The organism is Catenulispora sp. GAS73 (assembly GCF_041262085.1).
Taxonomy (GTDB): Bacteria; Actinomycetota; Actinomycetes; order Streptomycetales; family Catenulisporaceae; genus Catenulispora.
In genome coordinates this window covers 125,906-150,081 of record NZ_JBGCCM010000028.1, presented here as the reverse complement: position 1 = coordinate 150,081, position 24,176 = coordinate 125,906, and the positions used below count along the sequence as shown (strand labels likewise).

Here is a 24,176-nt window from a genome sequence, read left to right as displayed (position 1 = left end):
GCTGGCCACGCCGCCGGCCACCGGGCGGCACGTGGATGGATTGTGCGTTGAGGTTTGAGCACGGTGCGGCGGCCAGGAGGTCAGGGCCCGTACACGGCGAACCGGAAGCCCCAGCCGTCAACGTGGGATGGCTTGAACAGGGGAACCCGTTCCTGCGGGGACCCACGCCCGCCGGACAGGTCGAGGACTTGTTCACGCTTTGCAAGAGGCCCTCGCACATCACGAGGGGAATACACTTCTGTGACCTCTGCGAAGGCCTGAGCCCGGACGAGTACCGCGCACACGATGGCACGAGCTCACGAAATTCACCGTCGGCGCCGAACGGGTCCACGTCGGCAACGCTGAGATCCGTGTGTCAGGACTGTCAGGGACTCCTACGCCGCCCCGACCCTGATCATCCACTACGTGGCCGTGCACGACTACCTTCCGCATAGCGCCTTCGTCGAAGGTGCAGGGTCCGCCGCCTCGCATGAGGTCTGACACGCCATCCTGGTCGAACTGCACCGTTACCGGCAGGAACACGTCGCCTCGTTGCGACCGGTAGAAGCCTGCGGTTTCATGGTGACGATCCGACTGGCCGCGACCTGCTCCAGGTAAGCGACACTGAGAACGGCGGGTCCTACTTCATCGACCGCGACTCATGCGAAGTCGTGCTATTCGACGAGAGACGGGAAGCCTCGTCCACGTGACCGACTCGGCCCAGCAGTTCGGCGAGTGCCTCACCGCTATCGACCCCACCGTGTTGCGAGACGAGCCCGGTATCTGGCAATCGCTGCTCGTGGACGTCGCCATCGGCAACTACGCCGACGGCGAGGAGGAAGCAACAGGGTTCAACCAGCCCGCCCTCACACCTGCGCCGTACGTGGCTAACGAAGAGACTCCGGCAGTCGCGCGGGCGAATGTTTGTACCATCTATCCCGGGCGGGAATACCGTCGAGATACAGGAGGGTATCGGAGTTTCTCGCTGAAACTTTCACGTGCATGAATCCCGGCAACTCCACCGGGGGCCATGCCCTATCTTGTGCCGGCACAGCTCGCACCAGCACTTCATCGCTCAGGAAAATCCTCTCAACCGGATAAATGCTCCACCCTGCGAAGGTGACCTCGTCTAGCGAATCAACAACTGTCGGCAGGTCATCAGCATCAACATTTGCGCGAGCCGAATAGAGCCTCGGATAGTCACTGATCTTCATCAGGCAGTGGTGCAGCATGAACTCGGGGAGGCGCTCTGCCACCCTTTGCCAGCCGTCAGTCAAACTGGCGCGCTCGTACAGCGCCTCCTTGTCCTCGGCGTCGAACGCCCATACAAAATCGGCGTCCTCGTCAGTCATGAAAATAGTCTTCCGAGGATCTTGCGGCGCTGGCGCCGGAAGGCAAAATTGCCGTGGCCCGCGGAAAGTCCACATCTCGCGTGACGCGGCCAGGAACGGCGCCCGGAGGCTGTCGGGGAGCCAGTTCAATTCTTGCGGTATCGGCCGAGAGGGATCTTCTTCCTGGCCATACCAAGAAGTCAGAACCCGAGCTAGATCGATATCGTGAGGAGAGATCACGCCAGTATGATACCACTTAATTGAGAGCTCTGCGCTTCTGGTGTAAAAAGAGGCGATGCTCGACGCGACGCGTCGAGCATCGCCTCTTTTCTAATTTCTAGTTCCCGGTAAACGTCTGAGGTGAACCAGGCCCCGGGAAGTGAATCGTGAGCTTAGCGCCTGCCGGCAGCATATCAGGCAGTGTTGAGTAACATGTGTCACAGATGTAGCCCTTTGATATGTACAGGTCTGCCTCCTTGATCTCCAGGAAGTCCATAATTGCGGCCGCTTGAGGTTCAACATGCGTCTCGTAGCCCGGCTCAACGCCGGCCGGCGGCACGTATCCTTCATACGGATGGCCTGATAGAAGGCCGTTCCGCCACGGATCAAACCCGACGCCATCGGATTCAGCTTCAAGGCCGCCGGCGGTCCTCTCCTTGCCGGAGTTCCGGTTCCAACGAAGGCTACTTCGCAGCGATCTGAGCCAGCTGGTCACTTGGCCGATCTTCGATAGTTCTTCCTCGGACGGCACTGACGCGCCGACCTTCCCCTCCTCCTCGCCTCCCCCGCCGGCGGCCAGAGGCGCCAAAGCCGCACCGGCGCCCGCCACTTCAGCAAAGAAGCCATGTGCGTGGCCTTCTCGGTTGTGAACCAGTGCCAGAATTGCTTGCGCCTCGCCGACAGTATCGTCGACGCCTGGAAGGGGCATCGCACTACCGTCAGCGAATGCTGCGATGGGGTCTTCGCCGGACCAGTTATGGTTCGAGTCCAAAGCGCCCAGCTGTCCATTGAGCGCAGCCATGAGGCCGGAGCCGCAGTTGAGGCCAGCCGTCGGATCGGTGCAAAAGCCGACCCAGCCCGATAGCTCGACGCGCCGCCACTGTGCACCGCTTGTGGCTCCGGCAAACGCAAGAGCACTCCCGTGCTGGGCAAACCGGCTGAAGCGAGGATCATCAGTACCGATGTACAGGCCGCCGCCGACATCGACCATTGCCGGCTTGCCGCCACCAGTGTTGGTGTCGGAAGGCCCGTAGTACTTATCTTCCGTCCTCAACCCGGTTGGATCGCTCGCGCCTACCGGATCGTTGCCGGCGTAGGCATAGCCGCCGACGGCTTGGGGATTATTGGGCTGGAAAACGGGGTCAGCCGAAATGAATCGGCCGGTGTTCGGGTCGTATTTGCGCGCCCCGATATCCACGAGCCCTGTCGACGTATCGGTCGTCATGCCGAGGTAGGTGTGGTCGTCCGGGAAGCTCCCGAAGGTGGTCGGCATGGTGCCGCGAGGTTCGCCGAAGGGCTTGGTGTAGCGGCGGGCGCTGACTTGGCCGCGGGTGGCGTGGCCGGGAGTGTTGTCGACGGTGGTGTCGCCGGTGCCGTGGTTGTCGCTGACTTCGATGGTGATGGTGCCGTCGGAGCCGGCGATGGTGGTGGGGGCGCCGTCGAAGGCGTGGTAGCGCAGCGCGGTGATCGTGCCGCTGGTGTTGTGGATTTCGGTGGTACCCAGGTAAAGGGTGCTGGTGGTCCGGCCTGTGGCGGTGTCGGTGTCACGGCGGATGAGCTGGCTGCCGCCGGCGTCGTAGAGGTAGGTCGCGTTGTCGTGGCTTGCGGTGTCGGTGACGTGAGCCAGGCGGCCTTCGGGATCCCAGACCAGGGTCTGTGCGGCGGCATTGGTGCCGGGTCGGGCGGTGTTCTGCCGGGTGGTGGTGTTTCCGGCGCCGTCGAAGGCGTAGGTGTCGGTGCCGGAGGAGGCGCCCGCGGTGGTGACGGTGCCGAGCAGGTGCGGTCCGGGCCCGGTGCCCGGTGTGCTGCTGCCGGAGGTCAGGGTGTTGCGAGTGCCGGGTGTGGCGTAGCCGCTGTAGGTGTGAACGGTGTCGGTGCTGGAGCCGGTGGCGGTGGCGGTGGCGGTGGCATGGTCGGTGACGGTGACCCGGTTGCCCATCGGATCGGTGGCCATGCCGGACGTGGAGCCGGTGAATTCCTGCCAGTAGGGAGCGGGTCCGGCACCTGTAGTGGTGGCCGTCGTGGGGGTGGCAGTGTTGCAATCGCCGAGCCCGCCGGAGGCCGGGCCGGTCCCCGGGGTGCTGGTGGGTGCAGGAGAAGTGCCGGCGTTGTCGGTCCAGGCGCGCAGCAGTCGGCCAAGGGGATCGTAGGCGTAGCACTGGAGGTCGGTGGTGCTGAGGTCGGCGCCGCCGCCCGGGTCTTGGTCGTTGTTGGCCGAGGTTAGTTGCCCTGCGGGGTTGTAGGTGTAGGTGGTGTGGGCTACGCCGTAGCCGATGCGTGCGCCGGCAGCATTGGTGCCGGAGGAGGCGTCCGTGAAGGACTGCACGAGGCGCCGGGTCGCCTGGTCGTACGCGTTCTGCGTCACGAGCTGATACGGAGCCTCGCCCAAAGTGCGCGAGGTGACCTCGCCGAACGGCGAGACCTCGGAGTCGTCGAGCAGGTCCTGATATGCCCCGACGTTGCTGCGGGCTGAGGTCAGGACGCCGGTCGGGCTGTATTTGTCGGTGATGGTCTCGGCGGCCAGGTGGGCGGCGGGCGCGGCGGGCAGGGTGTAGTGGTCGACCTGGCCGGTGATGGTGTAGGCGGTCGTGCTCTGATACACCCCGCCCAGGTCGGCATCCGGCCCGGCGGTCGGGATCGACACCTGGGTTGCCGTGGGCCGATTCATGACGTCGTAGCCGGCGATCGCGCTGGTGTAGGCGAGCCCAGCGGGCCCGGAGCCGCCGACGTAGCGGGTCGAGGTAGCCGGCTGGCCCTTAAGGACGGTGTCGTAGGTCCAGCCGGCGAGCTGGTTTGCCTGGTCGGCGGCGGCGCTGCCCGTGATGGGCGCGGAGTACTCGCCGATCCTGCGGCCCAGGTGGTCCCAGGCGTAGTACAGCGAGGTCCCGCGGCCGTCGGTGGAGGTCAGCCGCAACCCGGCGTTGTCGAAGGTGGCGCGGACGACGCCGGAGTCGGGGTTGTCGGACCGGATGGTGCGGCCCAGCAGGTCTGTTGTGGTGGTCCAGGTGTTCTTGCCGGTGGCGTCGGTCACGGTGACGGTAGCCGTGTCGTCGGCATTGAAGGCGTAGGCATAGCCGGTGACGTCCGCAAGCGAGGCGTCGGACGAGTATCCGGTGACGGTCGGCGGGTTGGTGTGGTACTGCCACAGGCCGGTGGTGCGGCCCCGCGCGTCGGTGAGCGTGCTGGTGGCGGTGCCGCCGCTCGGCGGGATGACGTCGGTGCGGTCGGCGCCCCAGGTGTGGGTGAGCGAAGACCACAGCGGCTGGTTGTGGCCCAGCATGGTGCTGGTCACGGTGTGTGCGGGCAGGTTGTAGTCGATTCGGGTGGCTCCGGGAATCCGCGCGGGGTCGCTGTACTGGGTGAACTGCCCCGAGGGCGCGTTGGTGGCGTCGTAGAACGGCGCGGACGCCAAGTGCGGTCGGCCCAGCGCGTCGTACGAGGTCTGGGTCACGACCTGGCCGTTGCTGCCATCGGCGGGTGTGGCCTGGCTCTGCTGGGTGCGGCCGAGCCCGTCGACGATCGTGTATGACGTGGTGGTGTCACCGGCGGCATCGGTGAGCGTGTCAGTGTCCACAAACGACGGCTCGGCTCCACCGGGCCCGCTCAGGGAGTAGGAGTACGCGATGTTCGGGCCGGCCGTCGTCGCTCGGTCCGCCCGCCAGACGGCGGTGGTGCGGCCCAGCCCGTCATAACGGACGGTGGTGGTATGACCGTTGGTATCGGTGACAGTCAGCGGCTGGGCGCGGCCCGGGTCCATCGTGGTCACCGCCGGAGCCCACGAACCGATCGCGCCGGTCGCCGGGTCCGGGGCGGTGACCGCGACTGACGTGGGCAGGGCATGGTCGGCCGGGGTATAGGCGGTGGCCGTGACGTTGTCGTCAGCGTCGATGACCTGCAAGGGCCGACCGTAGACGTCGAAAGCGGTAGCCGGGGTGGACGATTCGGTGATCCAGGTCGTGTTGCCCTGACCGTCATTGGCGGACTCGACCACGGTGCGCGTGATGTTCTCCGGCCCGGTGGCGTCGCCGACCGACTTGTCGTCGTAGTAGGTGCGGGTGCCGGAGATCTCCGCGTTCGCGGCGCCCGGCGCGGGTGGAGTCGGCGTCCAACTGCAGGATCCGCCCGAGGAGATGACGGCAGTCGTGGTCAGATCCGGCAGCGCGGTGCGCTGCGCGATATCCGCCGTTGGGACCGAGCCGGTGTTCGCGTACCAGGCGCGGGTGCACAGCTGCGGCACCGTCCCGTCGCCCTTGTCGAACTTGGCGATCTGGCGGCCGTTGCCGCCGGAGACGATGGTTCCGGTGAAGGTCGGCAGGGTGTCGTCGAAGGCGAAGTCGGTCTCGGTGCGCCGCATCCCCGTAGTCACCTGGGCGTAGGTGACGGTAGCGCCGGTGTGCTGGAAGCGGGCCCGTTGCGTTGGCAAGGTGTCGATCCGCTTGTGCACGGCGGTTGGTGCGGACAGCACCGGGTGGTCGATCACATCGTTGAGCACCGGTGCGGAGGCGTCGGCGGATTCGAAGGTCTGGGTCTCGAACTCACGTCCGGCCAGGGCGTTGTCGTCCACCGTGTTCGGGAACTGCCCGCGCGAGTCGGTGACAGTCACCGGAGCTGCCACCCCGGCCAGGTTCGGGTCCTGGTCCATGCCGCGCAGATAGGTGGTGACAGTCTTGGTGTTCAGGGTGTTGAGCACACCCTTGGCCGGAGCGTTCGGGTCGATCTGGTCGCCTGTGACCGTTACTACGGTGCCGAACCCGCGGAACTGGTCGAAGGTGCGGTACTGCTTCTGGGTCTGCTCCGAGTCGTTGGAATGCCACGCCGGCGCCGAAGGGTAGCTGTAGCTGGTGGTCACCGACGAAGCGGAACCTTGACCCGCAGTGCCCGACAGCTTGGTGTTGTCATCGGCCTGGACTTTGGTGACCACCCACTTGTTGAACCAGTCCAATGACGGCGCGTTATCGCCGGGCTTGGTCCAGTACTCGGGGAAGCACAGCGTCCCGTTGGCGTCCACCGCCGGGGCAGCACTGGCGCACGGGTACGGCGAGGTGTCGTAGGTAGCCCGGACGTCGCCGCCGAGCTCGTTGTCCACCCGAACCAGGCGCGGGGTCGAAGCCGTGCCCTGCGAGCCGTACACCGGCGAGATCCCCGCGCGGTTGTCGAAGAACTGGTAGGAGAAGGTCACATCCGGCAACTGGGTCCGCTGCCCGCCGGATAGACCGGTGTGGGTGACCGCGTCCAACTCCAGCGCAGTGGAGCCGGAGGCCGGAACCTCCCAAGTCTGCTCCGCCTCCCACTGGTCGACCGGCGTGAATGCGTCGTCGACCCGCACCCGGGTGGTCACCGAGGCCAGCCGTGCGGTCTGGAAGAACGTCGGGGCGATATTCCCGCACGGGCCGGTCGCCGCGCACAACTGGTCGGCCGGCACGTCTCGGAAGGCCGCATCGTTCGCGTCGGTGATCCCGGCCGACACCAGCCCGGGCCCCGGGTAGGTCAGCGCGGACGGACAGTTGATCGGTCCGTCGTCGAAGATGCACCGCGGTACCAGCGAGAAGTCCACCCGCGCCGCCGGTGGCAGCCCTGCGACCACGTCCGGGGTGCGGAAGCCGTACTCGATCTGCGACAGGTATCCCGCAGAGGTGTACTGCACCAGCGCGCCGGTGGCGGCATGGGTATAGAAGTTGTATTCGCGCAGGTAGTCGTAGCGGGTCACGTTCCCGTGCGGGTCGACGACGAAGTCCAGGTTCCACCGCCACCCGGCCCGGCACGCGTTCGGGTCCACACTCGGGGACGTCGGGTCGTTGCACGCGGTCCCGGCGCCAGTACCGAACACCGGTTCACCCCACGCCGAATAGGTCGGCGCATCGGATCCGGTACCACCTACCGTCGCCGGCAGCCGGTTGGCACCGAAGAAGTACTGTGTGCCGTCGGTGGCGGTCAGCCGCCAATACGCGTCACCGTCCGCTGGGTCGCCGTTGGACGCACCGGTGAGTTCCTCCACCCGTGACCCATCGTCGCCGGAAATTCGCCAGGTACCGGTGGCGTCGTCACGTACCAGCTCCCCGGCGTGCCCCGGCAGCGAGATCGTGGCGTTCGGTATGCCTTGGCACAAGTCTCCGACCGTCTTCCACGACGCCGGAGCGCCCGGCACTTTGGCGCATGGGGTGAACGACTTCTCGATGAACCCCGCACCGGCGTCCCAGCCGTCGCCGATCTGCGAACCCTGCGAGTTCGCGTTCGCGCTCTGCCCGTCCAGCGTGGCCGAGGAGTATCCGAAGCCCATCTGCGGCGCCGCCCCTCCGAGAGCAGGGGGCGCAGTCATCGGATAGGAGTAGGTGAAGGACCCTGAGTTCGACACTGTCCAGGTGTCTGATGCCTTCAACGGTGTCGCCGTGTAGTCCCCGTTGCCGCTCGACGGGGAGGAGGTCACCGCAAGCACTGTCGCCGGAGCGGCCGTCGCAGAAGTAGTTGTCGGCGTAGTAGTAGCCGCAGGCAAGGACACGGTCGCGTCCAGCGTCTTGCCGCTGCGGTTGTTCACGAAGCCCACCGGCGTCTGCGCACGGCAGCCGGCTTGCTGCGGAGTCGTCAGCACACACGCCGGCATCGCTACCAGACGTAGCCGGTCGCCGAAGGAACCGCCGAAGGCGTTCCGGAAGCCGCTGTAGTCCAGGCTCAAGGAGACGAGCTCCGCCGCTGTGCCGGAATCGGCACGAGCCGCCGACACAATGACGCCCGCCACCCCGGCCCGCTGAGCCGCCGCGTGATCCGCGACCGCCACATGCACCGATACCTGAGCAGGGGTCGAGGGCTGGGCGGGTACGGAGCCGCTCCGCGAACGCGCGGCACCGGCGGGCGGAAGCGACAACGACACCGGTGTTCCGGCCGCGTGAACGGCAGGCGATCCAGCCGCGTCCAGCGTCACATCGGCCGACGCCGCCGACGGCCACACCGGCGCCGACACCGGCTCCACCGCGAGCGGCGCCGGCCGCGCCGCCGCCTTGCCGACCGTCTTGTGACCGGGCACCGACGGCTCGGCGACCGGCGGATGCGGACGCCACTTCCCGGACGAACCGAAGGCGGTGTCAGTGCCCGGAGACGGCCCCAGCACCGTCGTCACGGCCACCGCCGCCACCAGCGTCCAGGCCACGACCGGCCGGCGGCCGAGCCGCCCCGACGATGCCGAAACAGAACGACGTGCCCCCATGAGACACCCCCCAATGTCCACCCGCGTCCCTAACGCAACGGCGATCACGATTCGCCGATTTGTCAGCAGGCTAACAGGGCGTGATTACTCGAACACAAGTCAGAACTCTGATACTTTGCTCGACCTTTGCCGTTCGCCGGAGGGGGCCGAGCCGCTCGACACATCGCCCACCAAGCCGTTCGACGAGCCCCGTCTCCCAACAACTTCCTGTTCCGCCGGATCCACGAACTCCAAGAACGCAACCGCGACGACCAGCAGGGCTTCGATCTGCGACAACCTGATCGCCCGCATCGCCGAGGCCGAGGCCGAGGCCGAACGCGAAGGCTGGCTCGGCGAAGTGGAGGGGCTTCAGGTCGGTCTGGCCGGAGCCGAGGAAGAGCTCGCTCATATGGAACGCGCCGCAACGCGCACGCCGATCGTCCACGGCCTCCCCGTCGTGAGCGTGACGGTCCCCGGCCCGAGCCCGTCGAACAACCTTGGTCGCGCTTGAGGAGCAGTCTCGCCGGTGTAGCCCTCACTCAGGGGTGTCCGGCGCCACGGGTGCCGGCGAACCTATTTCGTGGGGCTCGAAGCGTTGGCTGAGTAGGGGGCTCAAGTCTTGATGGCAAGGGCGAGGAGGGTGTCGATCGCAGTTTCGAAGGGACGCGTACTCCGTTGCACCTGGGCGAGTAGAAGTGCCCCTTGGAGGGTGGCGAGCACGGTGGTGGCGAGGTCGTCCGGGTCGATGCCGGGCGCGAGCTTCCCGTCGGCGTGGAGCAGCCTGAGTCCCTCGCTGATGGCGGTTGCCCACCGTTCGAGTCCGGCGGCGATGAGGGCTCGGGCCTCGGGGTCGCTCTCGGCGAGTTGACCGACGAGCGAACCGAGTGGGCAGCCTCCTGTCTGGGCGCGGGTCACGCCGGTGACGACCATGTCTCGCCAGGTTTCGAGTCCCATCGCGCTGCCGAGAAGCGCCTGGCGCTGGTTGGTGACGACGGTGTCGGCTTGATAGCCGATGACCGCCTGCAGGAGCTCGTTCTTGTCGGGAAAGTAATGGTAGAGCTGGGAACCGCTGACCTCCGCCGCCACCTTGACGTCTTCCAAGGTGGTACCCGCGACCCCGCGCTCGTGGATCAAGGCGGCAGCCTCTTCCACGATTCGTGCCCGGACGCGTTCACCCTTCGGGGTGAGCCGCGGCCGATCGTTCGTTCCGTTGACCATGCACCCATCGTAGCGATTCTGAGTTTGACAGCCCAGTTTGGCTAGGCAAGAGTGGGTCACGTAACTCACTTTGAGCAGGAGGGCGCACCGCATGTCTGTTGACTTGAAGGACAGAACCGCACTGGTCACCGGATCGACGAGCGGGATCGGCAGGGCCACGGCCGTAGCTCTCGCTGCCCGCGGCGCTCACGTCCTGGTTGTCGGACGCAACGCAGAACGAGCCGAGCGGGTCGTGGCCGAGATCGAAGACAGCGGAGGTAGAGCGTCCTACAGGCTCACGACGCTGGGAGACCTGGAATCGGCACAAGACCTGGCGCGATGGGCCATCGAGACCGGCGACGGCCACGTCGACATCCTCGTCAACAACGCCGGGGTCGCCGTGCTCGGGCCGAGCGATGCCGCGACCGAAGCAGAGTTCGACGAGACCTTCGGACTCAACGTCAAGGTCCCGTTCTTCCTCGTCGCGGCCCTGGCACCGGCGATGGCCGAGCGCGGATGGGGTTCGATCGTCAATGTCAGCACGATGGTCGCCAGCTTCGGACAGCCCGGCATGGCGATGTACGGCGCGAGCCGAGCGGCCCTGGAACTCTTGACGAAGGCCTGGGCCGCCGAGTACGGCCCGCGTGGCGTTCGCGTCAACGCCGTTGCGCCCGGCCCGACGCGCACCGGGATGACCGAAAACTTCCCCGAGGAGATGGTGAACCAGCTCGCAGCCCTGGCCCCGGCGGGCCGCGTCGCCGAGCCTGAGGAACTTGCTTCGGCGATCGTCTTCCTGGCCAGCGAGGATGCCAGCTTCATCCACGGCGTCACCGTTCCCGTCGATGGAGGCCGAGTATCGACCGCGGATGAGAGGGAATCCCGATGAGCACACTCGCAGGCAAGACTGTGATGGTCACGGGCGCCAACGGCGGGATCGGCAAGGACGTGGCCCGGCAACTGGCACTACGTCCCGAAACGGCGCGGATCTACTTGGCATGCCGCAACCGAGATCGGGCGACAACGGCGAAGGCCGAGCTTGAAGCCGCTACCGGCCGGCACATCTTTGACATCGTCGTCATGGATGTCGCCGATCTGGGCTCGGTCCGAGCCGGCCTTGCGGCCACCGACGGATCCGTCGACGCGCTGGTCATGAACGCCGGTGTCATCGGCCCGCGGTCGATGGAGTTGACCGCTGGCGGAGTCACCACCGTGTTCGCGACGAATGTTCTCGGCCACGTCGTCCTCCTCGAAGGTCTCCTGGCCGAGGGGCGGCTCGGCGAGGTTGCGGTCCTCGCCGGAAGCGAAGCAGCCCGCGGACTTCCGAAGTTGCGGATGAAACGGCCGTCCTTTGCCTCAACCTCAGCCGATGAGCTCGCCACCGTCATCGACGGCAGCTACTTCGCCGACGGAAAGACAGACTTCAACCGCGCCTTCGGGCAGGCCAAGTACATCGGGGCCCTATGGATGGCCTACCTAGCCCGCCAACACCCCGACCGCCGCTTCATCACCGTGAGCCCCGGCGCCACCACCGGCACCCAAGCCGCCAACGACATCGCCCTACCGCTGCGTATCGCGGCCAAGTACGTCATGCCCGCCCTCGGGATCTCCCACAAGCTTGAGGTCGGCGCGAAGCGACTGGTCGACGGTGTCACCGACCCGACCCTGTCCAGCGGCGTGTTCTACGCCAGCGCCGCCAACAAGCTGAAGGGCCCCCTGGTCGACCAAGCCGAGATCTTCCCCGACCTGGCCAACCCGTCGTTTCAGGACCACGCCAACGAGGCCATCCACCGATTCACGACCTGAGAACATTCGCACAATGTCACACAACCAGCCGCGACGCCCGTGCGGACTCGGGGAAAAGGGCGCGGAACAACGCTTCGGGCGGTACCGAACCCACCGGGCTCGGGCCGCCGCAGGCCAGGAGTGGGTGGACACCGGGTTCGTATTCACCCGGCCCGACGGGACGCATTTGCACCTGGCCTGGGCGTCGGGGTGGTTCAAACAGCTGGCCCGGGAGGCCGGCCTGCCGCCGATCCGGCTGCACGACCTCAGATTCGGAATCCGGGTGAATCAGGGCAGAGTCGAAGCCCTCTGACTTCCGGGACGGCCGCTGATCCTCAGCGGAACCTGGTCCAATCCTGGTCCACGTCCCTGACGAGTCGTCAACAGGTTTAACCACTTCAAGATCGAAAACACAAAACCCCAGCTCAGGGATATGAGCTGGGGTATCGCTACGGGTGCGCCGCCAGGGACTTGAACCCCGAACCCGCGGATTAAGAGTCCGCTCCTTGGGACACTCCATCTCGTCAAATGGTATCAGCCCAGGTTAGCCTGTGCCATTCTGTCCACATCGATCATGATGACGATGTCAGTTCGTACCAGGCAAGAACGGTCTAGTTCGGAACGTTCCCTGGACCATCCCTGGACCATCGAGGCCAGGGGTCGGCGGTCGAGGCTCGTGTAATGGAGCCCGTGGTCCAGGGTGGTCCAGGGACGGACTATCCCGTGGGCCGCGGATTTCACGTCCGCTGGTTCGATGGTCCATCCACACTGTGGATCGGCCCGCCGCGCATCTCCTGGCCCGGCATGATCCGGCACGTCGGATGCATGGTCGAGGACTACCGCGCCGACAGTCGGGAGTTCATACCCTTCACCGTGCAGTACGCGAGCATGCGGCCAACCGACAAGGGCAAGTTCGTCAAGGACCACCCTGCCTGCACGCTGTGCGGCGCGCCCTCGTCACTCGTCGATCACGACCACGCCACCGGCCTCGTCCGTGGCGCCCTGTGCGGGGAATGCAACGGGCGGCTGTCGTGGATCGAGGGCCCCTGCGATCCAGCCAGTGGAACGCGCGAGCCCGACAAGATACGGGTCGCCGAGCTGCGCAAGCGTCTCAACGACTGGGTCCGCGCGGCCTTGGCCTACTCGCATCACAAATGGTCAGTGCTCGCCGGTGCTTACGGGCTGACGCTGTAGGCCCGTTGGGGCTGTGCGCGCCGGAGGCGCTATAGAAACGCAGTCGAAGCATCGTGTTGATGGCGTCATCATGGACCAGTGAGCAACGACGCAGTGTTCTTTGATAGCCAGCCGGTGCCTTGGATGCCGAGACGATACGCCGCGATCGGCCCTGTTCCCGAAGATCCCCGCTTTGATGCGAACGGACGGGAAATGGAGGACGGCGGAGATCTGGGGTTCGCCTTCCGGCGTGCCGCTCAGGCATTGACCGAGCTGTGGAGCAGCGAGACCGACGACTCGTTGGCGCTGGTCGTCGTCTATAACTACCGGCACGCCTTGGAACTCGGCATGAAAGCCGTTATCCACACGTTGGTTCCCGGCCCGCGTCTGCGCTCCCGCAGTGGGCTGGATGAGCAGGAACAGCGGGCCGCGAACAATCTGAAGACTCACTCGCTGAAGGATTTGCTTCAAAGCCTGCGGGAGCTGACCGGCCGGATGGGATGGACGGTCGCGCCAGTGGTGGCCGATGTGTGCAGCCAGATCCACGACCGTGACCCGGGAGGTGACTACTTCCGCTATCCCGACCTCAGGCAGCGCGGCGGGGACGGGCCTCCGAAGCTGGCACGCGAGGCGCCGCTGTACATCGACGTACCGAGGTTCGCGCAGATCGCCGACGAGGCGTTTGTGGTTCTGCTTGTGTTGCTCGAGGCTGCGCACCAGGAGTTGCATGACCGACTATCTGCAGCGGGGCTCGGCAACGCTACCTGACCGGGCTGGTGTACCGGTTGGCGCGTCGGTTGTGTCTGGAGTGGATGTGCCGAGCGGCCTGGTCGTGCGTGGAACGTAAGTCAGCGTTTCCGAGACGTCTGCGATGGTCGAGTGCCAGCCTGGCATGATCACTACCGTGGAGAACGCCTGTCGGTAGCGGGATGTAGCCTCTCGGTCACGTATCTGAAGCCTGATTCGTGTTGGAGGTCGATGCCGTCGTGCCTAGGCACGTGGATCCCGCGGAGTGCAAAGCCAAGATGATCGCCAAGGGCGTGTGGCCAGTCACTGAGTATCCGGGGTCAAATAGGCAGTGGGGCTGCCGCTGCATGACGTGTGGCGAGTACGTCACTCCTCGATATGGCAACGTCATGCAGCCCGGCCGAGGTGGATGCAACCCGTGTGCGAAGAAGGCGGCGGCTATGACCCGCAAGTTTCCCGAGCATGAGGCGATCGAGATCATGCGCAGGGCAGGCGTCGAGCCTCTGGATCCTTATCCGGGGTGCGATACGCCGTGGCGATGCCGCTGCCTGAACGAGGAGTGCCCAGGCAAGTGGGACGGCGAACTTCCCGAGGTCACACCGACGATGCGCCAGGCGCGGATCAGTGCAGTTTCGGCGTGCAAGTATTGCGCGCGCGTCGCCGTGCATCCGAAGGTGGCCGAGCAGCAGATGATCGCGCGCGGCATCACCCCCAAAGCGCCGTACGTCAGCGCCTGGGCTCACTGGCTCGGCGAGTGCCAGAAATGCGAACAGGAGGTGACGACCGCCACCTACGCGAACGTGGTGCTTAACGGCCAGGGCGGATGCGAACGCTGCGCCGGCCATATGCGCGTCCCTGAGGAGCAGGCAGTTGCCGAGATGCTCGCGGCTAACGCAAAGCCGCTGGAGCCGTACCCCAACGTCAACGCCAGATGGCGCTGCCTGTGCCTGAACGACGACTGCCCTGGACCAGAAGATCGCGTTATCTTCCCGCGGCTGACGTGGGTCCGCCGCGGGTCGAAGGCATGTAAGTGGTGCGCCGGCGTTGTGATCGACCCACAGCGGGCTCGAGACCTGATGACACGACGCGGATTCGAGCCGCTCGAGGACTATCCGGGAGTTCGCGAGCCATGGCGCTGCCGCTGCCGGACCTGCGGCAACATCGTCAAGCCAAGCCTGTCATCCATCACGGGCAAGCCCCAGGGCGGATGCAATACCTGCGCCGAGTACGGGTTCAAGCGAGGCAAGCCCGCCTTGGTCTATTTGATGATCAACCGGCGGCTCCGTGCCGCAAAGGTCGGTGTGTGCAACATCGACTCCGGACGCATCGAGAAGCACCAGGGCCGAGGATGGGAGTTGTACAAGACAGTGCCGTTCGAACTCGGTCAGCACGCCGAGGACCTGGAGACCGAAGTACTGGTGGAGTGGCGATCGGAGGGTCGCGAGCCGGTGTATGACGACGGGAACACCTACGACGGTTACACCGAGACTGTGCCGCTGGAGGACCCGGCCGAGGCCGCGCTGTTTTGGCAAGACATTGTCGAGACCTCCAGAAGGCTCGCGTCATCGTGACAGGTGAGGGTAATCGGGCCTGAGCATGAACCGCTGAAGAACGAGGAGAAGGCGAATGGCGGGGCCGTGCCGGGACGACAGTCGTCCCGGCACGGCCCCGCCATTCGTCGTTGGTCCGGTGCCGTGCCTTACAGCCGTCGGTCGGCGCCTTCGGCGGCGACCTCGCGGACGGTGGCGAGGAACTCCAATCGGATCGCCGCGCCCCGGACATCCGTGCGCTCGTCGCCGCTGATCTCGTCGTCGACGGGTGGAGCCTGGCCGGCCCCACCCAGACACTCGCGCTGCTCCCGTTGTCGCTGGCACTGCTGCGCGAGTTGTACGAGGACATCGGCCTGGCTTGTTCCAGATCACCATGCTGTGAGGGGTGGGAGCCACGACCATCATCACCTTGATGACCGAGGTCGGCATCACCAGCCGCGCCATGCGCGAGCCGTTCCCATGGTTGGTCAGGTCGTACGGACCCGGGCCGGGCTCCTCTAACGCCGGTCGATGACCTGGGAGCTCGCCGCAGCACTGTAGGCCCGGCGTCGGGGGCGAGCAGATAGGCTCGGGTATGCCCAAGTCCAGCCGCGGCCCGCGGGACTACACCCAAGGCACCGAGCGAGCCCTGTTCACCTTTTCGCGCATGGCCTGCTACTTCCCGGAATGGACCGCCGCCGTCATCACCTTCGTCAACGGCGAGCCGGTGTGCAGCGTGCAGATCGCTCATATCCGCGGAGCGAACCCGAACTCAGAGCGCTACGACCCGGCGATGACCGACGACGAGCGCCGGGCCTTCAGTAACTTGATCTTGCTGTGCACGCCTCATCACACCGTCATCGATCGGCTGCACCCCGAGGACTACTCCGCCGAGCTGCTGCAGGAGTGGAAGACGCGTCGCGAGACGGAAGCCGGCATCGACAACGGCGCGGTGTCCTCGCTCACCGAGGAGCGGCTCATCGAGTTGATCGAGAACGCTGTCGACTCCGCTGGACCGGAGCGCTTGGTTACCGTCGAACTCGGACTCGGGATCGCCATGCGCGGACAGCTCCTGTCGTTCCCCGTTGCTTCGGCGAAGGACCATCTGCCAGCGTATACCGACCACGGACCGCCGGTCCTGCTGCTCACGGTCCGCAACACCGGCGGGCTGCGGTCCTTCGTCAACAGCCACCGGCTTCGCCTTGGACCGTCGGGCATCGCATTCACGATGAACGACTTCCCTTGGGTGAATCCCGCACTGCCGTGCGCGCTGGATGTCGGAGAGTCTCAGACCTGGATCTACGACCGTGAGAAGCTGACCGCGCTGGTGAAAACGACTCGCGCCACGCTGCCGACAGAGGACACGACGGCCCTTGTTGGCGAGGCCGATCTCGGCTCGGGGGAATCGGTGCGCTCCGACGAGCTTCCTTGCGAATACCTCGGAGACGATCTCTAGGCGGTGAGGGGACGTGGGGAGTGCACGTGTCGGTGAGCGGCTACGCCGCCACGGCGTCGGAAGCGGCCGCGCATTCCAAGTGGCCGCGGATCCTGTCAGCCGCCGCTCAGAGTGAATCGCCCGGCCCACCTGGAATGCGGGATCCTGATCCGTGGAGGACCTTATCCCCACGCAATTCGTGACCACATCCACACCTCGGCCGACGACGGTGAGCTCGCCCGTGTCGACACCCCGCACCGGATAGCGTGAACCCAGAAATCGCAGATAAGTTCGGTTTCTGCTCATGATCCATTTCGACCGACTTTGTCGGTGGCGCCTGATTTACTGCGCGTGACCATCGTGGGATGGCCGTCCAGTTGGCACCTCCGTGCCTTGACCGGCTGAAGAGCGAGCACATGGAAGAACTCGACGAGGCGACATCGACTCTCGATCGCCGCACCACCGCGGAAGACGACTACCTGACCGTCACGCTCCTGGCGTCTGGGCTCGCCGGAATCCTCCGGCAACGGGCTGATGAGCTGTGGCACGGTGAGGTGGCGGGTCTGCTCCCTGATTCCTGGCGAGTCGCGTTCACCCGATTGTGGTGGCGCTTCACCGAGCAGCAGGCGACACCGCTAGACAGTGACTTGGACCTGCTCCGGCTGTGCACCGAGCCGTTCGCCATGTGGCCAGTGCGACTGGCCCTGTCGGAGACCGACTCGTACAACGCCCTCCTACACGGCGAGGAACTGTCGTCGTTCGCCGAACAGGCCGCCCGCCTGGGCAAAGGTGATGTCGAGGCGGAGTGGGTGGAGAACCGCCTGCACCAGGCGCTGCGGCGCGCGGCCGAGGAGAACGGCGTCGATCCAGCGGGGATCGAGCGTGTGTACGCAGAGCTTCGCCGATTCATCATCGATCACCCGGTCCTGACCGACACTGAGGTCCGGCAGCTGGAGCGGCGGTTCGCCGCATGTGACGGCAACGGACAGACGTTCGTCCGTGTGCTGATCAACGCCGCGTACGTCGGGCACGCTGTGTCGGGCCCCTACCGATACCGGCGGTGCCCTGGATGCCGGAACACACTCGGGCAGATCGGCATTGGTTGCGAGACGGTCGGCTGTGCCGGCGGCGTGCCTGAGGACGTTACGGTCACCTCGCTGGCGATGGTGTATGAGTACCACCGCGCGACCCGCCGCTACATCCACGACCCCGGCCTGGTCGAGGTCCGGATCTTCGATGCGATCTCGGACTGCGAGGAGCTGATCCAGGCGGTACGTGCTGTGCTGTTTGCCGGCGTTGACGCTGTCGACGTCCTGGTGGAGTTCCTCGATCCCCGGCAGCGAGATGGCGCTGACGCACCGGTCGTCCTGGAGCGGTGGGGCATCGATGCCAAGGATCAGGCGAGCGCCCGGCTGCTGGGCCGCGGCTTCACCTGGCCGCAGCACTTTGACTGTGACGAGCGGATCCTGGCGCTGCCTAAGCACCGGGCCGAGCAGCCCGGCTATGTGGAAGACCTCGAAGCCGAGCTGGAGGGCCGGGTGCGGGTGACGGTGCTGACTGAGCAGGAACTACTGCGACGGATCAAGGCGCGGGCCGGGAGGTTGGGCTGGTGAGAGCCTGGAGCGAGTGGAACAAGGATCTGCTGATCGAGCTTGCCGACTGCGGCTTTCCGGGTGATGGGATCTCACCGGCCGGTTTCTGTGCGGTCGAGCTGGGGCTGTTCTTCCTGGCGGAGTATTTTCCGGACGAGCCGATCGGGGCGTTGCCGGAGCTGCTGAACAAGTACATCGTCGCAGAGCAGGATCTGACGGCCGAGTTGCGGCGGCTTCGGCACCGCATGGGCGATGCGGGTCGACGAGGCTACTGGCGGGGAATGCTAAATGAGTACGTTCGTGTCCCGGAGCAGTGGCGATGGTTTACCAGGACCGACGACGGCCGGCGGCCGGTCGATCTGAAGACCCGCTTCGCCTCCAAGCGCACCCCATACTGCGTCGAGCGGGAGGTGATCTACCGCGCCGCGCTGGAAGATCCCATCCCGTATGACACAACCCCGACCCGCAAACCCGCCGAGGCCGGCAAGCGCTACTACTTCCTGACCCACACTGGCGAGGAAGTCGTGGTCCAGATGCCCGGCTCTCTCCCCGAGGCGTTGGCCGTGGTCCGGTTGCCCGAAGTCACCGCACGATCCCGGGCCCCGTGGGCCATCTCGATCAAGAAGGATCTGGCCCAGACGGCCGCCTGGATCGACATGCGACTCGAGGCCTTTCCCGAGATCGACAACAGGGACTGGGTGGGCCGGCTGGAAAACCGGATCTGGTTCAGCGCGGTGGATCCTTACCGGCGTTCGCTGATCGACCGGCCCGCAGACTTCACCCTGGACGGCATCGCGCACATCGTCGGCCTGATGAACTCCGGCAAGACGACCTTGACCGATCTGATCACCATCGACCGGGTCCGTAGCCATGGCGACCGAGTGTGCCTGGTGGTCTCCTCGGTGGGCGATGTCTTCGCCAAGGTGTCGTTCCTACGGACGTTGGGCATCGACGCTGTTCCGCTGATCGGACGCAACTCGAAGGAGGAGCACGCGACGCGCTACTGGCGCACTCGGATCGAGGAGGAAGACGAGCTCATCCCGGACAGCGGCGGGCTCGTCGACCCGTCCGCGGCGTACGCGAACGCCTCCTGCCTGCTGGAGCCGTTCCGGGTGAATGCATCCTCACAGTGGCAGGCACTGCGGCCGGCGGACTTCCCGTGCAGTGGCGGTCTGCGACTGGTCGGCACGCCCAAGCCGCGCAAGTGCGACTGCCCGCTTTTGTCGATTTGTCCGGCGCAAAAGGCGATGCGTGAGGTCACTAGCGCGCAAGTGTGGGTCACTACTCCGCAGGCGCTGATCGCAAGCCGGGCCGAGCCGGCCGATGAGTCGATGCGCTGGTTCGAGGCAGTGCAAAAGTACATCGACCTGCTGATCGTCGATGAGGCCGACTCGGTTCAGCAGGTCTTCGACCAGAGGTTCATTCAGACGGTGTCGCTGGTCGATCCCGACCACGGATGGACCCACCGCATGGAGGTCGAGACTTCGCGGGCCATGGGACGCTTGTCGATGAATCCTTCGCCGGACTCGGACGTCATCCGGTGGCACGAGCGGCTGCGGATCCACGGCAACGCGGTGTTCTGGCTGAACAGCCTGGCGCTGTCACCGGACGGCGAGGCGCTGAAGGAGCTGCTGGGCAGCGCCCCGTTCACATCGCACGCCCTGCTGCGCCGTGCCTGCCGGATGCTGTTCGGCCTGCCGCGCACCGGCGACGGCGACAAGGAGACCGAAGACCTGGCCGAGGACTTCTACCGCGAGCACCTGCAGCGCTTCGCCGAGCAGCCGTTCGACGCTGGCGGGCCCAACAAGAATCTTCTGCACCGGGTCGCCGCGGCGCTGGACACCCCAGTCCGGGACCTCCGTGCCGTGGTCAAGGCGATCGATCAGTTCATCGACACCCACGTCTGGCGTGAGCGGGTTAGCGATGACCGCCTCGAGCAGGACCGGCCGTTGCTGCGCCAGATCATCGAGGCCGCGGTGTGGACCGGGCGGATCACGACGACGTTCTTCGAGATGACCGCGATGTACCCCTCGGTGCGCGGCCGGCTTCACCTGCCCGATGAGGAAACGTTCTGGGTTGACCGGCCCCCGCGCGACTACCAGGCGCTTGTCCCGGAAGCCCCCATGGGCAACGTGCTGGCGTTGCGCTGGGCCGCCAACCGCGGCGGCGGGGCTGGCCTGCAGCTGCTATGGGTCCACGGAATCGGCCGTTGGCTGCTCCACCACGCCCACGACCTTCTGGAATGCGAAGGGATCGCCGGGCCGCACGTCATCTTGACCTCAGCGACGAGCTGGGCGCCTGGCTCGTCGTTCTACCACATCCCGATCATGCCCACCGCGGTCCTGCGGCAGCCGGACGAGGACCGCGAGGCCCTGATGCGCTCCAGGATGGAAGTCCGGCCGCAGCTGGCACGCTCCCGGCCGATCTTCGTGTCCGGGCATACCGGTGAAGCCCGTAATGACGCGCTGCGCCAGCTGGTCTCCACCGTGTGCACGCCGGTACCCGGGGCCGTGGGCAGCATTGTGGACGAGCTCTTGAGAGAGCTGCCTGAGGATCGCCGGAAGCTGCTGTTCGTCGTGCTGTCCGGACCCGAAGCACGGACCGTCGGCGACCACATCAACAACAAGATCCCGAACCTGAGTGCACGGATCGTTGTCCCGGACGCCGCTGAACCAGGCGCCGGCGGCATTGCCCGACGTCTTGTGGGCCGCTTCGGGCGCAGTGACGCAGACATCTTGGTCGCCGCCGAGCTGTCGATCCAGCGCGGCTACAACATCCTCAACACCGGCAACACAGCGGCCCTGGGCGGGGTGGTGTACCTGACCCGCAACCATCCGCCGCCCTACGATCTGGCCTTTCCGCTGTCGCTGGTCAGCCAGTTCGCCATCGAACGACTCCAGAATCCGCCGGTCGCAGGCCCCGGCGAAGTCGCCGAGCTGGGCTCGAAGATGCGCAAGCGGGCGCACGGCTTGTGGTTCGGCGTCGTCGGGCGCCCGGTGCACTTCCGATCGCTCAAGCCCACGATGAGAACCGCCTTCGTCGCGAACAACCTGGTCCCGATGAGCCAGACCATCGGCCGCACCATCCGCGGCAACCAGCCGACCATCGTCGTGCTATGCGATGCGGCATTCGCCGAGCGGTTCGCTACCGCAGACCCGGCACCGGACACCTCACGCACGAGTATCGTCGTGGCTACCGACCGTATCCTTCAGCGGATGCTGGCAGTCCCCGCGGAGGAAACCGACGACGACGCCTGGCGTCTGCACGCCGTCAACGAGGCCGTATGGGGCCTGATGGGCCATCTTTTCAGCAACAACGACCCGCTGGGGTCGGCCCGAGGAGCTAGCGCGTGACCGAGATTGAACCCGAAACGCCCGTCAAGAAGACGCGCAAGCCCGCCGGTGACGAGGCCGCACCAGTGACCTTCATCGTCGGCGCCAGCGCGAAGTGGAGTGTCGAGTGCTACATCGCCGCCCTACCCAAGCAGTGGGTCAACGACTTCCAGAAGACCTGGGAAGCCCACCCCGGCTACAAGGACGGCCACTACCTGCCCACCCGCCGCCTCGCCGACCTGCTGGTGGCGATTGAACCGTCGATCCTGTACGTCAACAGCAACCCGCACGCTGAGGCCTTCATCGTCTCCTACGACAAAGACATCGACACCGCCGTCCTGACCACGGCCATCGCCTCCTGGGCCGACACCCAGCTGGCCGTCGACCATAGCGGACCGGACTGGTATGGGCTGCTCAAACCCACCGACCTCGTCTTCGACAAGCGCACCATCGACCCCTACGCTTGCGGCAAGCGCCCCAACGGCACCGCCGACCCCGACCACTGGATGTTCGAGGCGCTCCCCAGCATGATCGCCAAGAAGATCGTCGACGACGGTCTGGAGCTGCTGGGCAAGAAACGCTCATTCATCCTTGGCCCGCCACGCTCCGATGGCCGCCGCTCGGCCGTGCTATTTCCGCCCCAGACCGTCAGCGACGAGCAGGCCGGCGACAGCCTCGTCACCGCGAAGGTCACCGTGCACGTCCAGACCGTTCCCAACGACCCCAGGCCGCACATTCACGCCGACCTGAGCACAAGTCGCTTCCCGCTGCGGCCGGTCACCTACGTCCCCGCACGCGGCGACGGACCGCCCTCGGCCACCATCTGGCTGCACGCGCCCAATGGGTTCCTGCGGCCCAACGAGCCCCACACCCTGCTCGCCGCGACCGCAACCCAGGTACCCACCCTGGACGGCTACCGATGGAAGTGGGACCCGGGCCTTGCTGGCACCCTGGCCAGGCTGACCCACCTCGACTTCCCCGACCCCGAGAAAGTCTTCGCCGACCCCGCCAGTGCTTTCAACGCAGAGGACAGGATCAGCGCGCTGATCCTGTACAGCGAGGGCACCAAGAGCGAGGCCGTCGAGAACGAGGAAGACGAGGAGCCGGAAATCCGGCGCGCCCGCGGGCTCGTGCACGCCGCCAACACCGGCTTCGTGCCGGACGATCACCTGGAGGTCCAGCGCCAGCTCAAGCACAAGCTCGCCGACGTCGGCATCGTCCCCCACCCGGCCTGCGGGCGGGTCGGCCCGCGCGCCATGCGCCGCAAAAACACCCCCAACGACCCGTCCGCGGTCTACGAACTGGAGCTGCGGACCTTCACGACGCTCACCCGCGACGCCATCTTGGACGCGCTCACCCACCACCTGAAGCTTCAGCGTCGCGACGAGTCAGACTCCATCCTGTTTACCGGCGACGTCAACATCCGCCTGTTCCCCTCCGACGCCGAGGACCTCGCCCAGGCTGTGCCGCGCAAGGACGGGAAGAAGGAACGCGACTCGGTCCTACTGGGCCGGCACGCCAACTGGGTCAAAGACCGGCTCGGCACAGCCCGCACCCGCCGCGCGACCATCCTGGAGTTGGAGAACGCCGCATACTTCGGCCGCTCCCGACAGGTCGACCCGAAGAAGCCGCTGAAGAAAGGATTCGCCCGCAGCCGCCGCAGGCTTCAGTGCCTGACCCCAGCCAAGCTGTTCAAAGAACCGAAGACCTGGAAGGAGAACTCGAAGAAGCCCAAACCTGAGCCGTACCCGGGCACGAACTTCTCAAAGGGCACCATCTTTCGGGCATCTGCAGCGATCAACGACGCGCTGCGACAGCTTGGGCATGTCAGCAGCTACGAGGTGCCCGCAGACGTGCCTGAGATGGAACAGATCGCCATCGAGAAGCTGCCGGTCGGCAACGCCGTCGTCCCGATCGTGCTCAGGATGAAGCCCGGTCAAGAACCTGTTGCCTACCTTGCCGGGAAGGACGCCGAGACCGCGCTGACCATGCTCTACAGCGATCTGCCCGAGTACCTGGCCAACGGAAAAGGACGGATCAGCGCCGGCCCACGCCAGGAGGCGGAGATCTCGGCGTTCCTGATCGCCGCCCTCGGCGTCGGGGCCAACGGCCCGCGCGACGTCCACGACCGTGTCGTGCTCGTGCGCGCCGCAGCCTTCCGCAGCCGAGGCTGGGACTGGTTGCAGAACAAGCACGTCACCCCCGACCGACTCGTGCTCCCCGGCGTCGACCTCGACGAGATCCCCGAGCCGCACATCTACCTGCCCGCCGACTGCCCGGGGCTTCGCATCGTCCGCGTCCGCGACGCCTCCTCCAGCATGGAGGTCTCGCGGGCTTTTACAGCCGACCCCGAAAACCACGCCGTCCGAATCAGCGGCCTGTTTCAGCGAAGCGAACGCGTGTACCTGTCCATCAACCCGCGGTCGGACCAGATGCAGACGCCACTTGGCGCCACCAAGCTGGACCAGGACGTGACTAGGAACTTCACCAAGCAGGCCGGCAACCCCGTCCCGCTGGAGATCTTCCCGGCCTTCCTACAACCCGGCGACAGTGCCGACACCTTCGCGCTATATACCTCAGGGCTGCGTCGCAACCACCTCCACACCGACCAGGCCACTGCGTTCCCAGGCCTACTGCATCTGTGCAAGCTGGCAGCGGAATACCTATAGGACGAATCCAACAC

At 66.0% G+C, this 24,176-nt stretch carries 14 protein-coding genes; 11 read left to right on the top strand and 3 right to left on the bottom strand.

All coding sequences use genetic code 11. From position 1 onward, the window contains the following. Nucleotides 1–866 precede the first annotated feature (866 nt). Both ABH935_RS35330 and ABH935_RS35325 read right to left on the bottom strand, forming a co-directional pair. On the bottom strand, nucleotides 867–1,331 hold the full coding sequence (locus ABH935_RS35330; protein WP_370382312.1) for a hypothetical protein: 465 nt from the start codon (nucleotides 1,329–1,331) through the stop codon (nucleotides 867–869). A 316-nt stretch (nucleotides 1,332–1,647) separates the two neighbouring features. Beyond that, entirely contained in the window at nucleotides 1,648–8,727 is a 7,080-nt protein-coding gene (locus tag ABH935_RS35325; protein WP_370382311.1) for an RHS repeat-associated core domain-containing protein, read from the bottom strand. 13 nt (nucleotides 8,728–8,740) lie between these two features. Here ABH935_RS35325 and ABH935_RS35320 point away from each other — a divergent pair, with 13 nt between their 5' ends. Continuing rightward, nucleotides 8,741–9,217, top strand: a complete 477-nt coding sequence (locus tag ABH935_RS35320; RefSeq protein ID WP_370382310.1) for a hypothetical protein — start codon at nucleotides 8,741–8,743, stop codon at nucleotides 9,215–9,217. A 101-nt stretch (nucleotides 9,218–9,318) separates the two neighbouring features. Here ABH935_RS35320 and ABH935_RS35315 read toward each other — a convergent pair whose 3' ends face one another. Further along, nucleotides 9,319–9,924, bottom strand: a complete 606-nt coding sequence (locus ABH935_RS35315; protein WP_370382309.1) for a TetR/AcrR family transcriptional regulator — start codon at nucleotides 9,922–9,924, stop codon at nucleotides 9,319–9,321. Between the two features lie 91 nt (nucleotides 9,925–10,015). Here ABH935_RS35315 and ABH935_RS35310 point away from each other — a divergent pair, with 91 nt between their 5' ends. The 10 genes from ABH935_RS35310 (at nucleotide 10,016) to ABH935_RS35265 (ending at nucleotide 24,162) form a co-directional block, all read left to right on the top strand. Further along, nucleotides 10,016–10,789 carry an SDR family NAD(P)-dependent oxidoreductase gene (locus tag ABH935_RS35310; RefSeq protein ID WP_370382308.1) on the top strand — a complete coding sequence of 258 codons (774 nt, stop codon included), beginning with the start codon at nucleotides 10,016–10,018 and terminating at the stop codon, nucleotides 10,787–10,789. Then, nucleotides 10,786–11,706, top strand: a complete 921-nt coding sequence (locus tag ABH935_RS35305; protein WP_370382307.1) for an SDR family NAD(P)-dependent oxidoreductase — start codon at nucleotides 10,786–10,788, stop codon at nucleotides 11,704–11,706. The genes ABH935_RS35310 and ABH935_RS35305 overlap by 4 nt, the downstream gene beginning before the upstream one ends. Nucleotides 11,707–11,830: 124 nt before the next feature. After that, complete coding sequence (locus ABH935_RS35300) at nucleotides 11,831–11,998, top strand: hypothetical protein (RefSeq protein WP_370382306.1); 168 nt, start codon at nucleotides 11,831–11,833, stop codon at nucleotides 11,996–11,998. A 368-nt stretch (nucleotides 11,999–12,366) separates the two neighbouring features. Further along, a complete protein-coding gene (locus ABH935_RS35295) occupies nucleotides 12,367–12,879 on the top strand; it encodes an endonuclease domain-containing protein (RefSeq protein WP_370382305.1) in 513 nt (170 codons plus the stop codon). Between the two features lie 78 nt (nucleotides 12,880–12,957). Further along, nucleotides 12,958–13,626: a hypothetical protein gene (locus ABH935_RS35290; RefSeq protein ID WP_370382304.1), complete on the top strand. Its 669-nt coding sequence runs from the start codon at nucleotides 12,958–12,960 to the stop codon at nucleotides 13,624–13,626. A 419-nt stretch (nucleotides 13,627–14,045) separates the two neighbouring features. Further along, on the top strand, nucleotides 14,046–15,176 hold the full coding sequence (locus ABH935_RS35285; RefSeq protein ID WP_370382303.1) for a hypothetical protein: 1,131 nt from the start codon (nucleotides 14,046–14,048) through the stop codon (nucleotides 15,174–15,176). 625 nt (nucleotides 15,177–15,801) lie between these two features. Further along, nucleotides 15,802–16,590, top strand: a complete 789-nt coding sequence (locus ABH935_RS35280; protein WP_370382302.1) for a hypothetical protein — start codon at nucleotides 15,802–15,804, stop codon at nucleotides 16,588–16,590. A 344-nt stretch (nucleotides 16,591–16,934) separates the two neighbouring features. After that, a complete protein-coding gene (locus ABH935_RS35275) occupies nucleotides 16,935–18,182 on the top strand; it encodes a hypothetical protein (RefSeq protein WP_370382301.1) in 1,248 nt (415 codons plus the stop codon). Beyond that, nucleotides 18,179–21,514 carry a hypothetical protein gene (locus ABH935_RS35270; RefSeq protein WP_370382300.1) on the top strand — a complete coding sequence of 1,112 codons (3,336 nt, stop codon included), beginning with the start codon at nucleotides 18,179–18,181 and terminating at the stop codon, nucleotides 21,512–21,514. Before ABH935_RS35275 ends, ABH935_RS35270 begins: the two co-directional genes overlap by 4 nt. Then, the gene (locus ABH935_RS35265) at nucleotides 21,511–24,162 is read left to right on the top strand and encodes a pPIWI_RE module domain-containing protein (RefSeq protein ID WP_370382299.1); all 2,652 of its coding nucleotides are present in this window, start codon (nucleotides 21,511–21,513) and stop codon (nucleotides 24,160–24,162) included. Before ABH935_RS35270 ends, ABH935_RS35265 begins: the two co-directional genes overlap by 4 nt. Nucleotides 24,163–24,176: the final 14 nt, after the last annotated feature.